This window comes from Algibacter sp. L1A34 (genome assembly GCF_009796805.1).
Lineage (GTDB): Bacteria > Bacteroidota > Bacteroidia > Flavobacteriales > Flavobacteriaceae > Algibacter.
The window spans coordinates 3,230,758-3,248,912 of the sequence record NZ_CP047029.1 but is presented as its reverse complement, the minus strand read 5'-3'; the positions used below and the strand labels follow the sequence as shown (position 1 = coordinate 3,248,912).

14 protein-coding genes are annotated in these 18,155 nt (G+C 30.1%); 2 read left to right on the top strand and 12 right to left on the bottom strand.

Annotated features, from left to right (window positions below; all coding sequences use genetic code 11):
- From GQR97_RS13680 to GQR97_RS13670, 3 genes are all read right to left on the bottom strand, one after another.
- Complete coding sequence (locus tag GQR97_RS13680) at positions 1-1,203, bottom strand: glycosyltransferase (protein ID WP_158849336.1); 1,203 nt, start codon at positions 1,201-1,203, stop codon at positions 1-3.
- A gap of 227 nt (positions 1,204-1,430) precedes the next feature.
- Positions 1,431-2,681 (bottom strand): oligosaccharide flippase family protein, encoded by a 1,251-nt coding sequence (locus GQR97_RS13675; protein ID WP_199269855.1) that lies wholly within the window; start codon positions 2,679-2,681, stop codon positions 1,431-1,433.
- Between the two features lie 190 nt (positions 2,682-2,871).
- On the bottom strand, positions 2,872-4,050 hold the full coding sequence (locus GQR97_RS13670) for a glycosyltransferase (protein WP_158849334.1): 1,179 nt from the start codon (positions 4,048-4,050) through the stop codon (positions 2,872-2,874).
- 244 nt (positions 4,051-4,294) lie between these two features.
- On the opposite strand from GQR97_RS13670, the gene GQR97_RS13665 reads away from it, so the two are divergent.
- Together GQR97_RS13665 and GQR97_RS13660 are read left to right on the top strand one after the other, a co-directional pair.
- Positions 4,295-5,431 carry a response regulator gene (locus GQR97_RS13665; RefSeq protein ID WP_158851815.1) on the top strand — a complete coding sequence of 379 codons (1,137 nt, stop codon included), beginning with the start codon at positions 4,295-4,297 and terminating at the stop codon, positions 5,429-5,431.
- Between the two features lie 169 nt (positions 5,432-5,600).
- On the top strand, positions 5,601-7,661 hold the full coding sequence (locus tag GQR97_RS13660) for a tetratricopeptide repeat protein (RefSeq protein WP_158849332.1): 2,061 nt from the start codon (positions 5,601-5,603) through the stop codon (positions 7,659-7,661).
- Between the two features lie 548 nt (positions 7,662-8,209).
- Here GQR97_RS13660 and GQR97_RS13655 read toward each other — a convergent pair.
- The 9 genes from GQR97_RS13655 to GQR97_RS13615 form a co-directional block, all read right to left on the bottom strand.
- Positions 8,210-10,825: a DUF6923 family protein gene (locus GQR97_RS13655; protein WP_158849330.1), complete on the bottom strand. Its 2,616-nt coding sequence runs from the start codon at positions 10,823-10,825 to the stop codon at positions 8,210-8,212.
- A gap of 121 nt (positions 10,826-10,946) precedes the next feature.
- Positions 10,947-11,441, bottom strand: a complete 495-nt coding sequence (locus GQR97_RS13650; protein WP_158849328.1) for a CAP domain-containing protein — start codon at positions 11,439-11,441, stop codon at positions 10,947-10,949.
- Between the two features lie 230 nt (positions 11,442-11,671).
- A complete protein-coding gene (locus GQR97_RS13645) occupies positions 11,672-12,385 on the bottom strand; it encodes a LytR/AlgR family response regulator transcription factor (protein WP_158849326.1) in 714 nt (237 codons plus the stop codon).
- A gap of 9 nt (positions 12,386-12,394) precedes the next feature.
- Positions 12,395-12,712, bottom strand: coding sequence for an Hpt domain-containing protein (locus tag GQR97_RS13640; RefSeq protein ID WP_158849324.1), 318 nt, complete (start codon positions 12,710-12,712; stop codon positions 12,395-12,397).
- Entirely contained in the window at positions 12,681-13,763 is a 1,083-nt protein-coding gene (locus tag GQR97_RS13635) for a sensor histidine kinase (protein ID WP_158849322.1), read from the bottom strand. The genes GQR97_RS13640 and GQR97_RS13635 overlap by 32 nt, the downstream gene beginning before the upstream one ends.
- Positions 13,763-14,896, bottom strand: coding sequence for an FIST signal transduction protein (locus GQR97_RS13630; RefSeq protein WP_158849320.1), 1,134 nt, complete (start codon positions 14,894-14,896; stop codon positions 13,763-13,765). Before GQR97_RS13630 ends, GQR97_RS13635 begins: the two co-directional genes overlap by 1 nt.
- A gap of 2 nt (positions 14,897-14,898) precedes the next feature.
- Positions 14,899-16,857, bottom strand: a complete 1,959-nt coding sequence (locus GQR97_RS13625; RefSeq protein ID WP_158849318.1) for a PAS domain-containing sensor histidine kinase — start codon at positions 16,855-16,857, stop codon at positions 14,899-14,901.
- Positions 16,857-17,396: a heme NO-binding domain-containing protein gene (locus tag GQR97_RS13620; RefSeq protein ID WP_158849316.1), complete on the bottom strand. Its 540-nt coding sequence runs from the start codon at positions 17,394-17,396 to the stop codon at positions 16,857-16,859. The genes GQR97_RS13625 and GQR97_RS13620 overlap by 1 nt, the downstream gene beginning before the upstream one ends.
- A complete protein-coding gene (locus GQR97_RS13615) occupies positions 17,397-17,807 on the bottom strand; it encodes a response regulator (protein ID WP_158849314.1) in 411 nt (136 codons plus the stop codon). It lies immediately after the preceding gene.
- Between the last annotated feature and the right edge of the window lie 348 nt (positions 17,808-18,155).

Here is an 18,155-nt window from a genome sequence, read left to right as displayed (position 1 = left end):
TTAAACTATTAACATTACAGCTCTAGAAGGTATCTCCATAATTTTTTTAAAAGTATTTAAATATATTTCTGTTATTTCGGACATAGGATATCCCGTTGCTGCTTGATAATTAGCCTTTCCTAATTCACGTCTATAGATTTTATTTGTTACAATATTTTCAATCGCTTTTGCTAAGCTATCAACACTTGTAGGCTCAAAAAATTCACCGCGATATCCTTCATCTTGTATTAAAGAAGTCAAATCTCCTAAGTCTGGCATAACCACAGCTTTACCATAACTTCCTGCTTGATGTAATACACCAGAACTACCTGTGGTAGATGTATAAGGAAACACAACTACAGCACTATCGTTAAATAATTTAGGCACTTCCTTTTCTTCCACATAACCGGTAAAACGAACTTGCGGCACGTGCTTATAATCTTCTTGTACTTTGGCTAAATAACCTGGTACGTTAGGATTATCTGTTCCTGCAATAACAACTTCTAAATCTAGACCTGTAGATTCTCTAACTTTTTCTACAGCCTCAATCATCCCTTCTACTTTCTTATAAGTTCCAAATTTTCCGAATGTCATAATTTGCATCGGTCCAACTGGTACATTAAAATCTGGTTTTTCAGGAATTTCAAAAGTACCATGAGGAATTAATTTCACGTTTTTGGCGTTGTATTTCTTTTCTAAAATATCTACATATTTTTGCATGGTTACAGCAACCGTATCAGCTTGTAGAATTAAACGGGTTAAACTAGATCCTATAAAGCCATAAACTTTCTGCATCACCTTATTTTTTGTAAACCCTGCGCTTCCTAAATCAACTTCTTCTAAAATATTATGTAATAAAACAATACTTGGTATTTTTTTTAACTTACAAACTAAAGGCAACATTAAACCTAAAGCAGCCGCTACTTTTTTATCACCAAACTTCATAAACTGTAAATTAAATAATACAGCATCTGGATTTACACGACTTATTGCATTGGTAACGTTTAAAATAGTACTATAACTATTAAACTCCCAACACTCTTCTATTGTAATTTGACATCCATCTTCGGTAAAAACAACATCTTTATGCTCATAAGTTTTATCGGTTAATAAAACCAATTCTGTTACGTCTTCTTTCTGTCTAAAGTGTTTTACCAAATGGTATGCATACTCGTTTAAGGTTACTTTACTTGGAGGGTATGCAGTTACTATTGCTAGTTTCATTATAAGTTTTAATTAATTTTTACACTGCAAATTTGCAATATTAAAAAGAGTAAAACAGTTGTCTTTAGATAGATTACCAATTGCTGCAGACGAATGGAATATCACTATAGATTAACTATAACTGATTGTTATAGTTATTATTGCTATTATAATTCTTTTACTTTTATAAAATAAAAAAACCTCTAGAATAAGCTAGAGGTTTCTGTTTTTGAATTGTTATAGGTTAACTATTTTTCAGTTTTCGATTTATATTCAAAAAAGAAAAATGACAGTTGTATAATTAACAATAAAACCATTGCTATAATTTGCATGTGTACTACTTGCTCTAAACTATCATGATAAAAAATAACTAATCCCATTTGCAGCATCCCGAATATACCAGATATAACTACGGGAATATATTTATCTAAAGATAAATAGTAATAAGCGAAGATATTAGATATAGCAAACATAGATGTTGCAATCGCGTATTGCCATAATAAAGGTGCCATAGCTATATAACTATCACCAAAAAGCAATGTTATAATAGTTTCTGGAAAACATAAACAAACCACTATTATGCATATTGAAATAGCGGCAATATAGCCTACATATTTAAAAAGCGTTGGCGCAGTTTCTTTCCCTTCTTTTTTTAGTTGAACTACTGTTGGTAATAAGAGCATAACAAACATCCAAGCGATAAAGTAAACAATTCTACCTATTAAAGCTAAAGAAGCATATAAACCAGCTTCATAAGATTCAAAGTAATGCTTAACTAAAAGTATATCACTATTGTTTATAATGATTTGTGTGAGCTCATAAAATGCAGTAATCATAAAGAAACTCCTTATGTCTTTTGAATGTGTATCACTTAATATTAAGGCCTTCTTCGGAATTAGAGTAGGAAATCTAAACGGTATCAATCCAAACACAAAAGAAACGACAATACCAATAGCAATAACCACTGACGATTGTATATCAAAAATTAAAATAAGTCCTAACGTTATAATTAAACGACTTAACATCTCACTTTGATAGGTAATCGACAAAGATTTAAATGCTTTTTTTCCCTGATAAACACCACGATTTACACTCATTAAAAAGTATAACGGAACACCACAACCAAAAATAAGAAACATATTTGATGAAGATGTGTTAAATAGGTTTTGCAATTGGTTTGAAAAAATGATAATGAGTACTCCCATTATAACACCAACCAAAAGTGCATTTTTATATATTTTGGAAACAAAACTTTTAAAAATTTCGTTCTCAAAAAGTACTGAGAATTTTGCTGTTACTAATTGAAACGTCATGGCTGCAAAACTCAATACTAACAAAAATGTAATAAGAACTGCCGCATCTGCAAATTGAGCTGGCCCTAATACACGACCTAGAATTAAATTATACAAATAATTACCACCGTTTACTATTAGAACACTTAACATAAAGAATTGCTCTGGAGTAATTTTTTTAGATTTTAAAGTGCTTAAAATTTGCATGCCTTTTGTTTTAAAAATTAGTGTTCTATTAATTATGCCAATACCTACAAACACTTTATTATAAGATCTTTATTTCTATTACAAATATCTCTTAATAATCAATGGCGTGCTTTTATATTTCGGTGAATTACGTTTAGCTTTAGATGAATAGATCTATTATCAAAATAAAAGCTATACATTATTTTAAAAATTATTTTTCGCTAATAATTTTATTAAAGGTATCTATATACATTTGAGCTATATGTGACATAGGATGTGCCGTTGCTGCTTTGTAATTTACACGTCCTAATTCTATCCTATAAGCGTCATTAGTAACAATATTTTCAATAGCTTTAGCTAAACTAGCTACAGATGTTGGATCGAAAAATTCTCCTTGATAGCCTTCATCTTTAACTAATAGCGCTAAATCTCCTAAATCTGGCATAATTACAGCCTTACCATAACTACCTGCTTGATGTAACACACCAGAACTACCTGTGGTAGATGTATAAGGAAAGACAACAACCGTGCTTTCATTAAATAAAATAGGAACTGAATATTCTTCAACATAACCCGTAAAACGAATTTGCGGTATATGCTTATAATCATCTTTTACTTTAGCTAAATATCCTGGAACATTAGGGTTATCTGTACCAGCGATAACAACCTCTAGATTTAAACCTGTAGACTCCCTAACCTTCGCAACGGCTTCTATCATATTCTCAACTTTTTTATAAGTGCCAAATTTACCAAAAGCCATCACTTGCATAGGATTTGTAGGTACTTTATAATCTGGCTCATCTGGAATTTCAAACGTACCATGCGGTATTAATTTAACATTATTAACGTTATATTTAGGTTGTAAAATATCAACATACTTCTGCATAGTAACAGCAACAGTATCTGCTTTAAGAATTAATTTAGTTAAAGTTGTTCCTATAAAACCATATAGTTTTTGCATCACTTTATTAGATGTAAAACCAGCACTTCCTAAGTCTACTTCTTCTAAAATATTATGCAATAACACAATATTTGGTATCTTTTTAAGCTTACATACTAAGGGTAACATCAATCCCAATGCTGCTGCTATTTTTTTGTCACCAAATTTCATGAATTGTAAATTAAATAAAACAGCATCTGGTTGTGTCTTATTTATTGCTTTGGTAACATTTAATATGTTCGAATAGCTATTAAAAGACCAACACTCTTTAACCGTAATTTTACACCCAGCTTCTTCAAATTCAATATCCTTTGCTCCTTCTGTAAAATCGCATAATAATATTAATTCTGTTATTGCTTTGTTTTGCCTGAAAGATTTAACTAAATGATAGGCATATTCGGTTAAAGTAACTTTACTTGGTGGGTATGCGGTTATAATGGCTAACTTCATAATAAGTTCGTTTGGTTCATTTTTATTTGTTCTAATAACTAAGAAATAAATCCTTAAATAAAGACAAATTAATTAGGTCAATTATACTATATCCTACATTAAAACGTGTAAATATAACACTTTGTCGATAAATAAATCAAAATTATAATATCTTTCTTTCAATAAAATATTACATTTACAACTTGATAATACACTTTCAAATAAAATGTTAAAATAAAAAATTAAACAAAAACCTAAAATCATGATAAAAATTCTAGCCATAGATGATCAGCAATTAATTCTGTTATCATTAGAAAAGCATTTAACCGATTTAGGCTTTGATATAAAATGTGCTGACAGCGGAGAAAAAGGCTTAGATCTTTTCGACACGTTTAAACCAGATATCGTTATTGTAGATATTAATATGGATGGCATGTCTGGATTAGAGGTTGTAAAGAAAATTAGAATTGAAAAAAAATCTGATACAAAAATTTTAGTACTTTCTGGAAATACTGATGATGATACCATTATTGATGGCTTTGACTTAGGTATTGATGATTACATGAAAAAACCCGTATCTCTTAACGAAGTAACTGTAAGGATATCTAGAATATTTGGGTTAAAAACAGATAAGCTACAAAGTAAGACCACAAAAGATCAGATACTTCAAAAACGTTGTGTAGGTGTTGTTATTCCTTGTTATAATGAGGAAGATAGACTATTAAGTAAAGAGTTTATTGATTTTGTTGATAGTAATTTAGGCTATCATTTATGTTTTGTAAATGATGGTAGTACAGATAAAACTTTAGATGTTTTAAATGAATTACAAAAAGATAGAGAAAAAAATATAAGTATTTATAACTGTGAAAAAAATGGAGGAAAGGCTGAAGCCGTAAGACAAGGTGTATTACACTTGGCAAAAGACCCTCAATTAGATTATATAGGGTATTTAGATGCCGATTTATCAACAGATTTTAGAGATTTTGACGATCTAGTTAAAACCATAGAAACCACAGATTTTAAAATTGTTAGTGGCTCCAGAATGACAAGAATGGGTGCTAATATTGCTAAAGAATCTGCCCGTGCAATAATAAGTAAAACAATAAACCTTATAATTAGAACCATCTTGGGTATGTCATTCAATGATACACAATGTGGCGCAAAAATTATGGATAAAGATATTGTTAATATTATGTTTAAAGATAAGTTTATTACGCGTTGGATTTTTGATGTTGAAATCTTTATGAGAATGCGAAATCATTACGGAAAGCAAAAAGCAATTTCATACATCTGTGAACAACCTCTTAAAAGATGGGTTCATGCCGATGGATCTAAACTATCCATGAGAGACTCTGTTCAAATTGTTGGACAACTTGGACAAATAGCATTACATTATAGATAAAAAAAGTCCTTTTTCTTATAAAACTTTAAAATTAATACTAATTTATTTCTAACAGAAATATGGCATAATAATCAATGAAAAGTATTTAATTTCTTTTAGTCTTATGTTACTCTAGAAGAATATTTCAATACTAATGATTAACTTGCACTTGTAATAAATTAAACACACTATGCTCTTTAAAAAGTTACTATTATTACTTGCCTTATTTATATCCTCGCTTACCTATGCACAGGATATGAAGGAAGGTTTTACCTATCTAGAAACTGGTAAATACGCAAAAGCAGAAACGTTTTTCGAAATAATTTTAAAGGATTATCCAGATAATAAAACAGCAAGATTATGCTATGGCCGTGCGGTTGGATTACTTGGAGAATCGGACAAGGCTGTTAATATATTTACAGAATTGTTAAGTTTATATCCAGACGATTTTGAAATAAAATTGAATTATGCAGAATCCCTACTTTGGGATAAAAATTATACCGATGCCAAGGCTTTTTATGAAATTTTAATAAAGGAAGATTCTAAATCCTTTCCAGCTCTTTTAGGTTATGCCAATACGTTATCAAACCTTAAATTATACCAAGAGGCTTTAACTTATGTAAACAAAGCTTTAGAAGTTTTACCAGGAAATCAAAATGCTTTAACCTCAAAAAAATATATCTATTTAGGATATGCATATCAAAATCAACAAGCTCAAAATTATGATGAAGCCGAACGTCTATTAAAAGAAAACTTAGTCCTTTTTGAAGATGATAAGGACACTTTACTAAATTTAGCCAACCTTTATCTAATTTCAGAAAATTTTGAAGAAGCCGAAACTACATACAACACCATAGCTAAAAACCCAGATAATAAAACAATTGCTTTAAACGGTTTAGCTTTAGTAAAACACTTAAAAGGCAAAGAAAAGGAAGCGCTTATAATAAGTGAAGAAGCTTATAGTTCTATCCCTAAATTAACCGATGCTTCAATAATACAACAAACCCAAGTACGCTATATTCAAGCTTTAATTTGGAATAAAAAATATAAAGATGCTCAAGTTTTAATTGATACTTTGATTGAAAAACACCCCAATGAAAACTGGATTTTAGCCTTACGAGCCACTTTAAATATCTACAAAAGTAATTTTAAAAATAGCGTTACAGATTATAACAGTATTTTAGAAAATGACGACAGTTCTTTCGATGGAAACTTAGGGAAAGCCAATGCGTTAAAAGCTATAGGAAAATATAGTGCAGCGTACAAATCTGCCGAAAACACGTTAACCTTTTACGATAAGCAAAAAGATGCTACCAATTTTATTAAAACACTAAATACAACCTTTACTCCTTTTTGGGAAACTAAAACATCTTATTCCTTTGATAATGGAGATAACAAAGCCTTCTCTGTTAATACAAATATTGAATTCCCAACTTCAACAAAATTTAAATGGTTGGCCAGTTATTCATATAGAACTACTAGTAATAAAGTAACGGATAATGATGCAACTTCTAACGATTTTTCATTAGGTCTCTCCTATCAGTTACTACCAAATATTACGTTTAAAGGTTTGGCCGGAGTTACTTCCGCGAAAGCTAATACGAGTGATTATACGCAATTAGTAAGCGATATTTCATTAAACATAAAACCTTTTAAACTTCAGGTTTTAGATATTGGATTTAAAAGTGAAATTCAAAGCTTTAATGCTGAATTATTAGATCGAGAAATCGTTATGAATAATCTTTACGCCAACTATAACTTAAGTACTAATTTTAACTTAGGTTGGTTTACACAGTATTTTTATACATGGCAAAACGATGATAATGCTAGAAATTTATTATTCACATCACTTTACTACAACATAATGAGTAAACCGGCATTAAAAGCAGGTTTAAATTACCAATATATTACCTTTAAAAACCAGGTACCAACTATATATTTTAGTCCGGAAACATTTAACGCAGTCGAAGTATTTGCGAACATAATAAAGGATGAAAGCATAACGAAACCAAAAGAATGGTTTTATGAGTTAACTGCTGCAACAGGTATACAATATATTGAAGATGGTGGTAGCCAAAGTACTTACCGCATACAAGGAAAATTAGGTTATAAATTTTCTGAGCGTGCCTTACTGAATTTTTATGGTACACGAAGTAATATTGCTTCGGCAACAGCTGCTGGTTTTACATTTAACGAAATTGGTTTACGCTTTAAATGGCTATTGTTTGATAAACCCATTTTTAGAGAATAGACTTACTTAAATATGAATTCATGAAAAAAGGCACTATTTAATAGTGTCTTTTTTTGTTATAAAAATTCTGTCTAAAAAAAGTTAATCAAATTAAAAAGGTTCGCAATCAAAAACTATGCTTCATCTAATATATACTCAAAGAAGTTCTCACTAAAGCACTTCTTAATTAATATGTAATAAATAGAGTCACAAATTCGGCTCTTTTAGTTAATAAGAGTACTATTTTAATCATTCACTGCCTATCTTACTCTTTTATCAGTTAAGCAAATCCAACTCTATTTCATTTTAATAGTCATAATTATTTCAATACGCTTAAGACAATTAATAATAAAAGAAAACAACAATACTAACCTTCAAAATCTCTCTTAAAGTAAACCCATAAAATCCTTTTGTATTAAGTTGGTAGCGAACAAAACCTGATTTATTAAAGTAAAGACAACAATTTAAAAGTACGCCTAATTTAATCGGTTAAACTAGAACTTATTTAAACAAAAAAATGGTAAAAAACTTACGTCTTTTACCATACTACAAGATTAATTTGCTATTAATTATTCTAGAAGTAGTTTTGTGGTTTTGTATGTAGATGTACTACTTTTTATTTTACAGAAATAGATGCCATTGCTTAAATTTCCACGGTGAAGTACAATTTCATTTTTACCTAGTTTTGAACTAAAAGGAATTTTATTTACTAAACTACCTAACTGATTATAAACTAAAAGTTCAACATTCTCTGCTTGTTCTGCTGTAAATTGAATACCTGTTTTAGAAGTCATTGGGTTAGGTATAGCTGCTGTAATTAAACCATTATCTTCTGATATTTTAGACACAGATAACGTTCCTGCTGTTGAGAAACGAAGTTGCTCTAAAGTCATTTCCTTTATAACTTCTTCTCCATTTTCGGCCAACATAGTAAATACAATAGATGTAACATCGCTAGCATCTAATGCTTCTCCATTACTAGATTCAAATTCTGAAAATGGTAATATGTAGCTTGCTATATCGTTAGTTAAATTAACTGAGGTTTTATATTGAGTTTCCCAGTTGGTAACACTCTCTTTTACTAATCTTACAATAAGTGTTCCTGTGCCTTTTGCTTCAAATTTAAAACTTTTATAGTCTGTTAAATCAATTGGATTAAACTTAGGAGTTAAAGCGCGATAAGCAGCTATGTATTCGCTAGTTTTAGCTTTTAACGTAATGTTACGTTCTATATTAAAATCTTCATCACTTAGTGCTTCTGTGTTTGCGGCTATTGTATATTCTGTAACTTGAGTACTAGGAGCAGCATCATCATAACCCCATGGACCGTCCGACATAAATAAATCGTCTGGAGTTTGAACGCCATCACCTATTCTAAATCCAATATCGAATAAGCTTCCTGCATCAACTTCAATATTAGAAATATAATCACCGGTTAAATTAATATTAGTTGAAACATACTCTACCTCGTGTGTTTCTGTTGTTCTTACACCACCATCAAAAACAACCGCTTCACTCCTATTTGTATTTACAATTTGAAGATTTAATTTACCGTTGTTATAATGACCTGTTCTAACAAATACCGTTGGAGGTGTTGAGTTATTATAATTATCAATTGGTTTTTGAACATCTAAAAGCTGAACAACTTCTTCTCCTAATTTTAATAAATCGTCTAACGAATTAGACCAGATTTGAAAGTTATAAAACCCTATATTATCTTCATATTTATCTAAATTCCAGTGGCTTTCAATTCCGAAGTTTTGATCGTTATTTATTGATTTTGCAGAAAGGCTTAATACAAACTCGACAGTACCTTCAATGGTTCTAATTAAAGATTTAATAAATTGGTGGTCGTTGATTTCTATAGTTGAAACTGAAATTAATTGCGCTCCTAATAAACGATCACAAATGTACTTTGTATGCTCATAAACACCATTTTCTGTTTTTAATAAAAGTATTGAAGCTACAGACTCATTATTTCTCATATAATCTACAGAATACACCTCTGTTGCATTTGTAATACCTATTAAATCTGTTGGAGAAGATTCGATAACATCATCTTCATTAATAACATCTAAAGGCATTAAATCTGACAATTGAAAAACACCATTTTTACTAGCCGTAGATCTTCCGTATTGTTTAGACTTAGCAAAACGTTTTGCTGTAGTTTGATTAAACTTATAATTACTTTTAGCTCTATTAAAATTTCTTTGGCTAATTTGTTGTGATAATCTATTATTACTTTCCAAACCACCATCGTTTCCGCTAGAAGTTGAGGAGAAAGATACCACAGGACAACCTGTATAACCAGAGCATGATGGATCTTCACAATCTATTAATCCATCTCCATCATCATCAATTCCGTTATCACAAATTTCTTGAGCAACTGGAGCTGTAGGGCAACGCGCTCCATCGTTACTTGCACTTGAAGGTCCAAATGCGAATAAGTTAGAGTCCATGGTAGATTCGGGGGTTAAATCTTGAACACTTTGTATTACGTAAATAGTTCCTGTTTGATTGGCTGATACGTAAAAACGACCATCGGCATCAAAATAAACAGCACCATATGTATAGTTTAATCCCGCTAAAATTGGAACTTCACCCAAACTTTCAACAGCACTAGTTACCGGATTAATTCTATATAAAATATTAGACGTTTTTTCTAAAGCATATAAGTTACCATCTACAGCATTGAAAGCCCAATCATGAATACTAATATTCTGCGATAATGTTTCTGTAGATAAATATTTTGAATAATTAGCAGATTCTGGGTTTAAATCTACTTTATAATAAGTGCTTCCGCCACCTTTCAAAAAATATATACCATCTGGATTAACATCTCCAATATATTTATTTTTAGTATCAAGTTCAGGAATATTAAAAGATGTAGTTTTAAAATCTTTTCCTATTCTAACAATAGTTTGAGAAGGTGTACTTAAATATCCCCAAATATAACCATCTGCAGGATTGTAGGCAGTTGCATTAATATTTCCAGAAGTGATATTCTCCGCAGCAAGAAACGAATTTCCAGAAGCTAAATCAATCGCGTAAACATCGTTATATTGAAAAAGATAAGCACTATAATCACAATTAAAAGGTGTGTTTTGTGAAGAACTCATTAAACTAAATATCAGCGCAATAAGTACAAGTATTTTGTTTTTTAAGAAAGGTAATGCTGTTGTCATGATTTGGGTTTTTATGATAGAACAAATTTACTTTATAAATACGTTGAAAATTTTGTTTTTCGTTTACTTCGATTTTAGTGTAGACGAATGGTAGATTAATGTAGTTAAACCAATTTTGTAGTTATCTTTTTACAAAAATATTAGTGAAGTAATTTCTTCCATTTTCATCTTTTTTAGAAGAAATCCCCATATCTGTAAAGTTAGGATTTTCTAGATTTTTTCTATGTTCTTCGCTTTCCAACCAAGCTTTAACTAAAGTTTTTGCCGTACTAAAACCATATCCTACATTTTCGGAAACCACTATAGCTTTAGCTTCCTTTTTTAGATTCTCGGAACGCACATAAAAAAAATCGTGACTCGGAGTTCCTTGTTTAACCATATAGGTATTATGAGAAATAGCTTCTTTAGAGGCTTTATTTAAAATATTTAATTCTACTAATCCTTGTGAAGTTCTATGTTCATTAATTAACTCAGCAATATCATAATCCATTTGGGTATATGTTACATTTATGGTTTCTGAATTATATTCCTCTGGCGCTGTAACATCTTCTTCTACAGAACAAGAGGTTAAAAAAGCGGATAATAAAACTGCAGTGATAAGTAATAATTTCTTCATCGTAATTGGATTAATTTGATGACAAAATTATAAGGAAAGACAGTTGAATTTGACATTTTTCGATTAGCTGAATTTGAAGTATCGACGAATGGTAAAACTTAAAAGATGAATACTTTTATCTACATTTCACCGATAAAATCACTAGAAATGAAGAAAAAAAAGAACATTCTTTCATGTTTATGAAAGAATAAATTAGATAAAAAAATGTTTAATATTTTGATTTACAGCAATTAAAGCAAGTTCAAACGCTTCATAAGTTCTGGTCTGTTAGAACGACTTACAGGAATAACATCTTTTTTAATAAGTACACTATTATCTTCAATATCGATAATTTTTTTGATGTTTATAATGTAAGATCGGTGTACTTTTAAAAACAAATCATCAGGTAATTTGTCTTCGATCTTCTTTAATGTAGAATGTACTGTGTAGTTTTTGCCTTCTGTTTTAACTTGAATATAATCCCCTTTTGCTTCAATTAAATAAATACTTGGGATATCTATTTTTATCAAACGCCTATCAATATTTACATATAAATCATTACCCGAAGTCGTTTCTGTTTTTTCAGATTTTGAAATAGTTTTAATAGGTGTACTTTGCTTTGCTTCGGCTTTTAATATCGCTTTATCAAAACGTTCTTGAGATATTGGTTTCACCAAATAATCTACAATGCAATCGTACTCGAATGCCTGAATTGCAAAGTTAGGATCTGATGTTGTTAAAATTATTTTTGGTGGATTTTTTAAGGTATCAATAAAATCGAAACCTGTAAAATCTGGCATGTGTATATCTAAGAAAATTAAATCTACTTCATTTTGGTTTAAATATTTTATGGCTTGCATGGCATTAGGAAAATCTTCTAATACATTAAGACTCGGCACATTTGAGCATAGTTGAGAAATAATCATTCTAGCTGTAGCTTCGTCGTCAATAACAATACAATTCATAAATAATATTTAGATGTCTTCAAGATATTTAGTTATGGCATTTAAAATAGCTTCAAATTCGTCTTTTTGGTCGGTTGAACCTTCCAATAAATTCATTTCGTAAGCTACAGCAACATCATAACTCTTTTCAAGGCCTAAAATACTAATTTTATGTTTAAGTTTGTGTACATTATCTGCTGCTAATGTAAAATTTTTAGCATTATAGTTGTCAAAGTACTCTTGTTTCTCTTCTGGAAACTCTTTTTTAATAATATTTATTAATTTTTGCTTAAAAGCTTCATCGTCTCCAGATAAGCTATTTATGTAAGTTTGGTTGGGTTGTTCCATTTATAGATTTTTTTAAAGTGAAATAAAAAGTGGTTCCAATATTAACTTGAGATTCTATCCATATTTTACCACCGTATAATTCGACTATTTTTTTAACAATAGATAATCCAATACCTGAGGATTCCGGATTGTTTTCTAACTTGATAAAGGTTTTAAATATTTTATTAAAGTAGGTTTCTTCAATACCTTTTCCGTTATCTTTTACATGAAATTGCCAATAATCGAGTTGGTCTTCTACCCCTATTTCGATAGTTCCGTGGGTTTTATCGTTATATTTTACAGCATTACCAATTAAGTTTTGAAACAGTTGTTGCAACCTGTACTTATCACCTTTTATTGTTGGTAAAATAGTTTTTGTAATACTAATATGTTCGGGAATTGGAGTCGTTATTAATATATCTTTTATGAGTTTATTTAAATTAACGTCATAAACTTCAATCTGGTTTTTACCTATGGTAGAATACTCCAAAATACCACTAATTAAGGTATCCATTTTTTCTACATTAGACCTAATAAGATCTAGTGATTTTTTACCATTATCATCAACCGAATCTTGATAATCTTCTTTTAACCATGATGTTAAAGTATCTATACTACGTAAGGGAGATTTTAAATCGTGAGATACCATATGCGCATAATCGCTAAGCTCCTGGTTTTGGTGAGCTAGTTCGTTTAAAAGCGCTTGCTTTTGCTTATTCATCTCGATAATCTCTTTGGTTTGATTATCAATAAAATCTACTAAATTAGAACCTGTTAATTCAATGTTTTTAGGTTTTTCATTTTCCTTTAAATCATAAAATTTTAAAGTATTTATTACTTTTTTTAGTTTTTCAATAACTTCTTTTTGCTCATTGGCTTCATTTTGCAGCTTTCTATTAGCTGTATACAATTCTTCTGAACTAATAGACATAGCTCTTTGAATCATATTAGATTGCTCGTCAAAATTATTATAAGACAAATCTACAGCTTCAAAAAACGCTGTTAAACCTTCATCGTTTTTTAATTCTTCACTTAAAAATTTACGTATTTGTCTTTTCAGTAATGAATTCATTATTCACTTATAAGCGTTATCGTCATAGTTTGGTTATGTAATTGACATGCTGATTCTCCATGAAAAGGAGCAATTTCTCCATAAGAATAGAAACCAGTAATTACAGCATCTTTACCAATTACCTCAATAACTTCTTCTATTTCTTCTTCTACACGTTGGTCGAGTACTAATTTTCTACCAATACAACTAATAAGTATTGCAAGTTGCGGCTTGTTTACTCTGTATTCTAAGGCTTGTCTTGCAGCACGCTCCGATGCATTTGCAATATTATCGACATTAGTCATCATGAGTTGCACTTTAGCTTTCTCTATAATATCGCCAGCTAAAATAACGGCATTCTTTTCTTCATCAATATTTAATATAGACCTCACAATAGATTGCCTTTCTCCTTCTGTTGTAACGCTAAAAGGATATAATAAGGCAGCTCCAGGTAAATCTTTAGCTTTTTCTCCTAAATAATTTTTGTATAAATCTAGAGCTGGTAAACCATCTAGTTCGTAAAGTATATTACCTTCAGATTTTGTAACAATACGTTCTGGTCCAAAAGGTGTCCATCCGCCATGAATAGAAAAAGATATTTCCAACGTTTCTCCATAAAAACCAACAGCTACTAGCTCTTCTTCTTTTGGGTTTTCGTTGTAAGAGGCTAATGTTTTTTCAAATCGAGCATCATCACCACATAATCCGCCAGTAATAACCAAATTATCATCTGTTGAAGCACTCATCCCTTTTGTAAGTTGGCTACCATTAACAAAACTACCTTCGGATACTACAAACACATATTTTAATCCTTCTTGCGGAAATTGATTAATTAAATCGTTTCCTGTTTTAAAACTATCTAAATCTGTATTTAAAACATTACTAGTTTTAATTAAAAATTCACTTTTCTCAAACTCTATAGCTGTTACCGTAATACTTTCTTCGTTTACCGTATTCGATGAAATTTCGGCACAAGCAGAACCAAAAATAATATGCCCATCAGGAAACTGTTGTCTAATTTCTTCATAAATAGAATCGTCTTCCAACATATATCTGTTTCCAAATACTAAAACTAAGGGCTCCCTTAATTCTTGATTTTCGATTACATATTCCCAATCTTTATTTTTATGTTTAACTAATTGTACTGTTTTCATTGTTATTTTTTTAATGTAAAATAAAAAGTGGTCCCTACATTTGGTTCACTATCTAACCATATTTCACCTTCATGTAAATCGACAATTTTCTTAACGATGGATAATCCAATTCCTGAAGAATCTTTACTTTTCTTTAATGAGTGGAATATTTTAAATATTTTATCATGATACTTTTTATCAATACCTATTCCGTTATCTTTTATTGAAAACTTGTAGTGACTTTTTAAATCGTCAAAACCAATTATAATACTTCCTTGTTCCTTATCTATAAACTTAACAGAGTTACTTATTAGGTTCTGAAATAATTGCTGGAGCTTCGTTTTATCTCCTTTTAAACTCGGTAATGGATTTAAAAACTCAACTTTAATATGCTCCGGAATGTATAAAATTGTTATTAACTCGCTTATTAAACTATCTAAATCTACATCTGTTTTTTCTGAAATGTCCGATCCAACACTTGAGTAATTTAAAACATCGGTAATCAACATTTCCATTTTCTCCAAAGTGGTTTCAATAAGACCAAAATTTTGAAGACTTACATCATCTATCTTACCTTGATTATCTTCTTTTAACCAACTAACCAAAGCATGTATACTGCGTAATGGCGATTTTAAATCATGAGATACAATGTGTGCATACTCTTGTAACTCATCGTTACTTTTTTCTAGCTTTTCTAGTAATTTTTCTTTTTGAAGCTCTAGATTCTTAAGTTCCGTAATATCTAAATGTATACCTATAGAACCAACTATTTCACCATCTAAATTATAATTGGGTGCTCCACTTATTAACCAATGTCTAGTCTTTCCTTTTTTGCAAATGGCTTTAAACTCATAAGAGCTTGATACTCCATTTTTACGCTTTTTACTCTCTTCTATAATAATACCAGATTGATCTTCGATAGAGAAAAGCTTTCTTGCATTTTTCCCTAAAATTTCTGCTTCAGTATAACCAGACATTTTCTCAAAGCTTTGATTTACCATCAAAATTTCCTCTTTATTATTAACTTCAACCATACCAAGGTTCATGTTAGCAATAATGCTGTAATATTTTTGTTTTTGTGCTTCTAGACTTTTTCTGTAAGTTCTTTTTAGGGTAATATCTGTAAAGGTCCATAAATACCCTTTACGTTCTCCTTCTATTATTATTGGCATGTAATTACGCTCTAGTATCTTACCATCTAGCATTACTAGTTCGTCTCCAATTACTGTTTTTTTTTCTGAATCAATAGCGCGCATTCGCTCCATGAACGATACTGGATCTTTAAATAAAACCTTATTTTGTTCTGATGCCTTAGCGCAATCCATACCTACAAGGTCTTTAGGATTTGCATTTATACCAAAAAGCTCACAAAATTTATTATTTGTGAGTACTATATTTCTATTTTCGTCTTCTAAAACAATACCACTATCTAAATTTAAAATAAGTGTAGATAATCTGTTTTCTGACTCTATTAATTTTTCTGCAGATTTTTTTTGATCTGTAATATCTCTAACAATACCTTGGGCAGCTACGGGGTTTTTATCTTTATCAAAAATAATACTAGCATTAATATGTACCCATTTAACCTCTTTAGATTTGGTATATACTCTTGCCTCATAATCCTTAAAAAAACCTTTTTCCGTTAACTCCATAAAGGAAGTTATGGCGTATTCATAATCTTCAATATAGATTAGTTTAGAGACATTTATCTCTTCGTTATCTATATCGTAACCAAATAATTTTGTTGCAGATTCATTAAACTTAAGAATGTTGCCCTGTAGATCCATTACAACGTATGCATCTATTATGTTTACAAAAACTCCTTCTAATTCTGAGGATTTTTCGTCTAATAAAGATTCTAACCTTTGGGTAGTAAAATAGAGCTTCCTTGATTTCTCTTCAAGAATAGCCTCTGCCGCTTTTCTAGCAGCCTTTTCTCGTTTTAAAGCACGTTTTAGTATTTCACTTTGATCCTGACTCATTAATTTTTTTGAATAATAAATCTAACTTCCGTTCCGTCTTCTTTAATATTTTCTAAATCAATTTTAGCTGTAGAGTTAAAGTGTTCAAAAGTTTTATTCATTAACCCTAAACCAAAATGATGCATCGCTCTACTTGATTTATATATAAGAATTAAAGAGTTTTCTGTTTTTTCAACCACCTCAAAAGTCGGCAGTTCTGCATCTGGATAAATTTTTCTAACCTCTACATGAATATGATTTTCTACGGAAGAAATCATTTCAATCGGGTCTTTGTATGTTGCTAAAAGTCCTGGATAACTTTTCTCGATAACACTAAAAAAGTGTTCTGCGTAAACCAATAATAAATTATCTATTGAAATACCTGTGTTTTCACTTAAATGCTGCAATAATTGTAGCATTTCAGAAAAACTATACGTTCCTACTGCTGTGTAAACACCTTCTGAATCTAAGGTTGAACTGGTTATAATTCTATCAACCATTTCTAACCCAAACTTATCTTCAACTAAATCTAAAAATTCAGTAAAAACGATACCTTTCATCTATATTTGTTTTAATTCATTAATACTCCAGTATGCCAAAAGTTTCTCTATTTTGGAAACATAATCTTCGTATTTCAAGGGTTTTAAAACATAACCTGCGATACCTATTTTATAACACTCTAATAAATCTTTTTGATTTTGGGAGGTTGTTAAAATTATAGTAGGTATATACTTTAGTACATCATCAGATTTTAAAATGTTTAAAAACTCTATACCATTAATCTTTGGCATATTCAAATCTAACAAAATTATGTCAGGTAATTCGTCTTTTTTTTCTAAAAATTTTAAAGCGTCTTCTCCGTTATTGGCTTCTATAATTTTATGGTCAAGTTTAAGCGACGAGATTGTACGTTGAAATTTCATAACCTCAATCATGTCGTCTTCTATTAATAATATATTTAAAGTTTTCATTAGCATTTCTTCTTTTTCTTAGATTTGGAGTAAAAGTAATTATAAACTCTAAATTTAAATTTGTAATTCGATAAATTGGATTTTAATGAAGTTCAATAACGATTAAGTATCGACGAATGGTTAAACGAAAATTTACGATTTAATTTGATATCTAATTAATTGCTCGACAAACCCTGAAAACCCTTGTAGGGCTTTTAAACTAAGCCATTTTTCTTGTAGGTTTTGTCGCTGTAAAACAATATAATTTTGAAGTTGAATTTTCTACTATTTTTATAAAACTTATAAGAATATTGGATTGAAAATAGCTTTGGCTGATAGTTTAGCCCTGATAGTAGCGGCATCCTTTTT

Excerpts from the sequence above, each read along its gene's own strand:
- GQR97_RS13680 (WP_158849336.1), bottom strand. The coding sequence starts at position 1,203 with ATGAAACTAGCAATAGTAACTGCATACCCTCCAAGTAAAGTAACCTTA.
- GQR97_RS13675 (WP_199269855.1), bottom strand. The coding sequence starts at position 2,681 with ATGCAAATTTTAAGCACTTTAAAATCTAAAAAAATTACTCCAGAGCAA.
- GQR97_RS13670 (WP_158849334.1), bottom strand. The coding sequence starts at position 4,050 with ATGAAGTTAGCCATTATAACCGCATACCCACCAAGTAAAGTTACTTTA.
- GQR97_RS13660 (WP_158849332.1), top strand. The coding sequence starts at position 5,601 with ATGCTCTTTAAAAAGTTACTATTATTACTTGCCTTATTTATATCCTCG.
- GQR97_RS13655 (WP_158849330.1), bottom strand. The coding sequence starts at position 10,825 with ATGACAACAGCATTACCTTTCTTAAAAAACAAAATACTTGTACTTATT.
- GQR97_RS13650 (WP_158849328.1), bottom strand. The coding sequence starts at position 11,441 with ATGAAGAAATTATTACTTATCACTGCAGTTTTATTATCCGCTTTTTTA.
- GQR97_RS13645 (WP_158849326.1), bottom strand. The coding sequence starts at position 12,385 with ATGAATTGTATTGTTATTGACGACGAAGCTACAGCTAGAATGATTATT.
- GQR97_RS13640 (WP_158849324.1), bottom strand. The coding sequence starts at position 12,712 with ATGGAACAACCCAACCAAACTTACATAAATAGCTTATCTGGAGACGAT.
- GQR97_RS13635 (WP_158849322.1), bottom strand. The coding sequence starts at position 13,763 with ATGAATTCATTACTGAAAAGACAAATACGTAAATTTTTAAGTGAAGAA.
- GQR97_RS13630 (WP_158849320.1), bottom strand. The coding sequence starts at position 14,896 with ATGAAAACAGTACAATTAGTTAAACATAAAAATAAAGATTGGGAATAT.
- GQR97_RS13625 (WP_158849318.1), bottom strand. The coding sequence starts at position 16,857 with ATGAGTCAGGATCAAAGTGAAATACTAAAACGTGCTTTAAAACGAGAA.
- GQR97_RS13620 (WP_158849316.1), bottom strand. The coding sequence starts at position 17,396 with ATGAAAGGTATCGTTTTTACTGAATTTTTAGATTTAGTTGAAGATAAG.
- GQR97_RS13615 (WP_158849314.1), bottom strand. The coding sequence starts at position 17,807 with ATGAAAACTTTAAATATATTATTAATAGAAGACGACATGATTGAGGTT.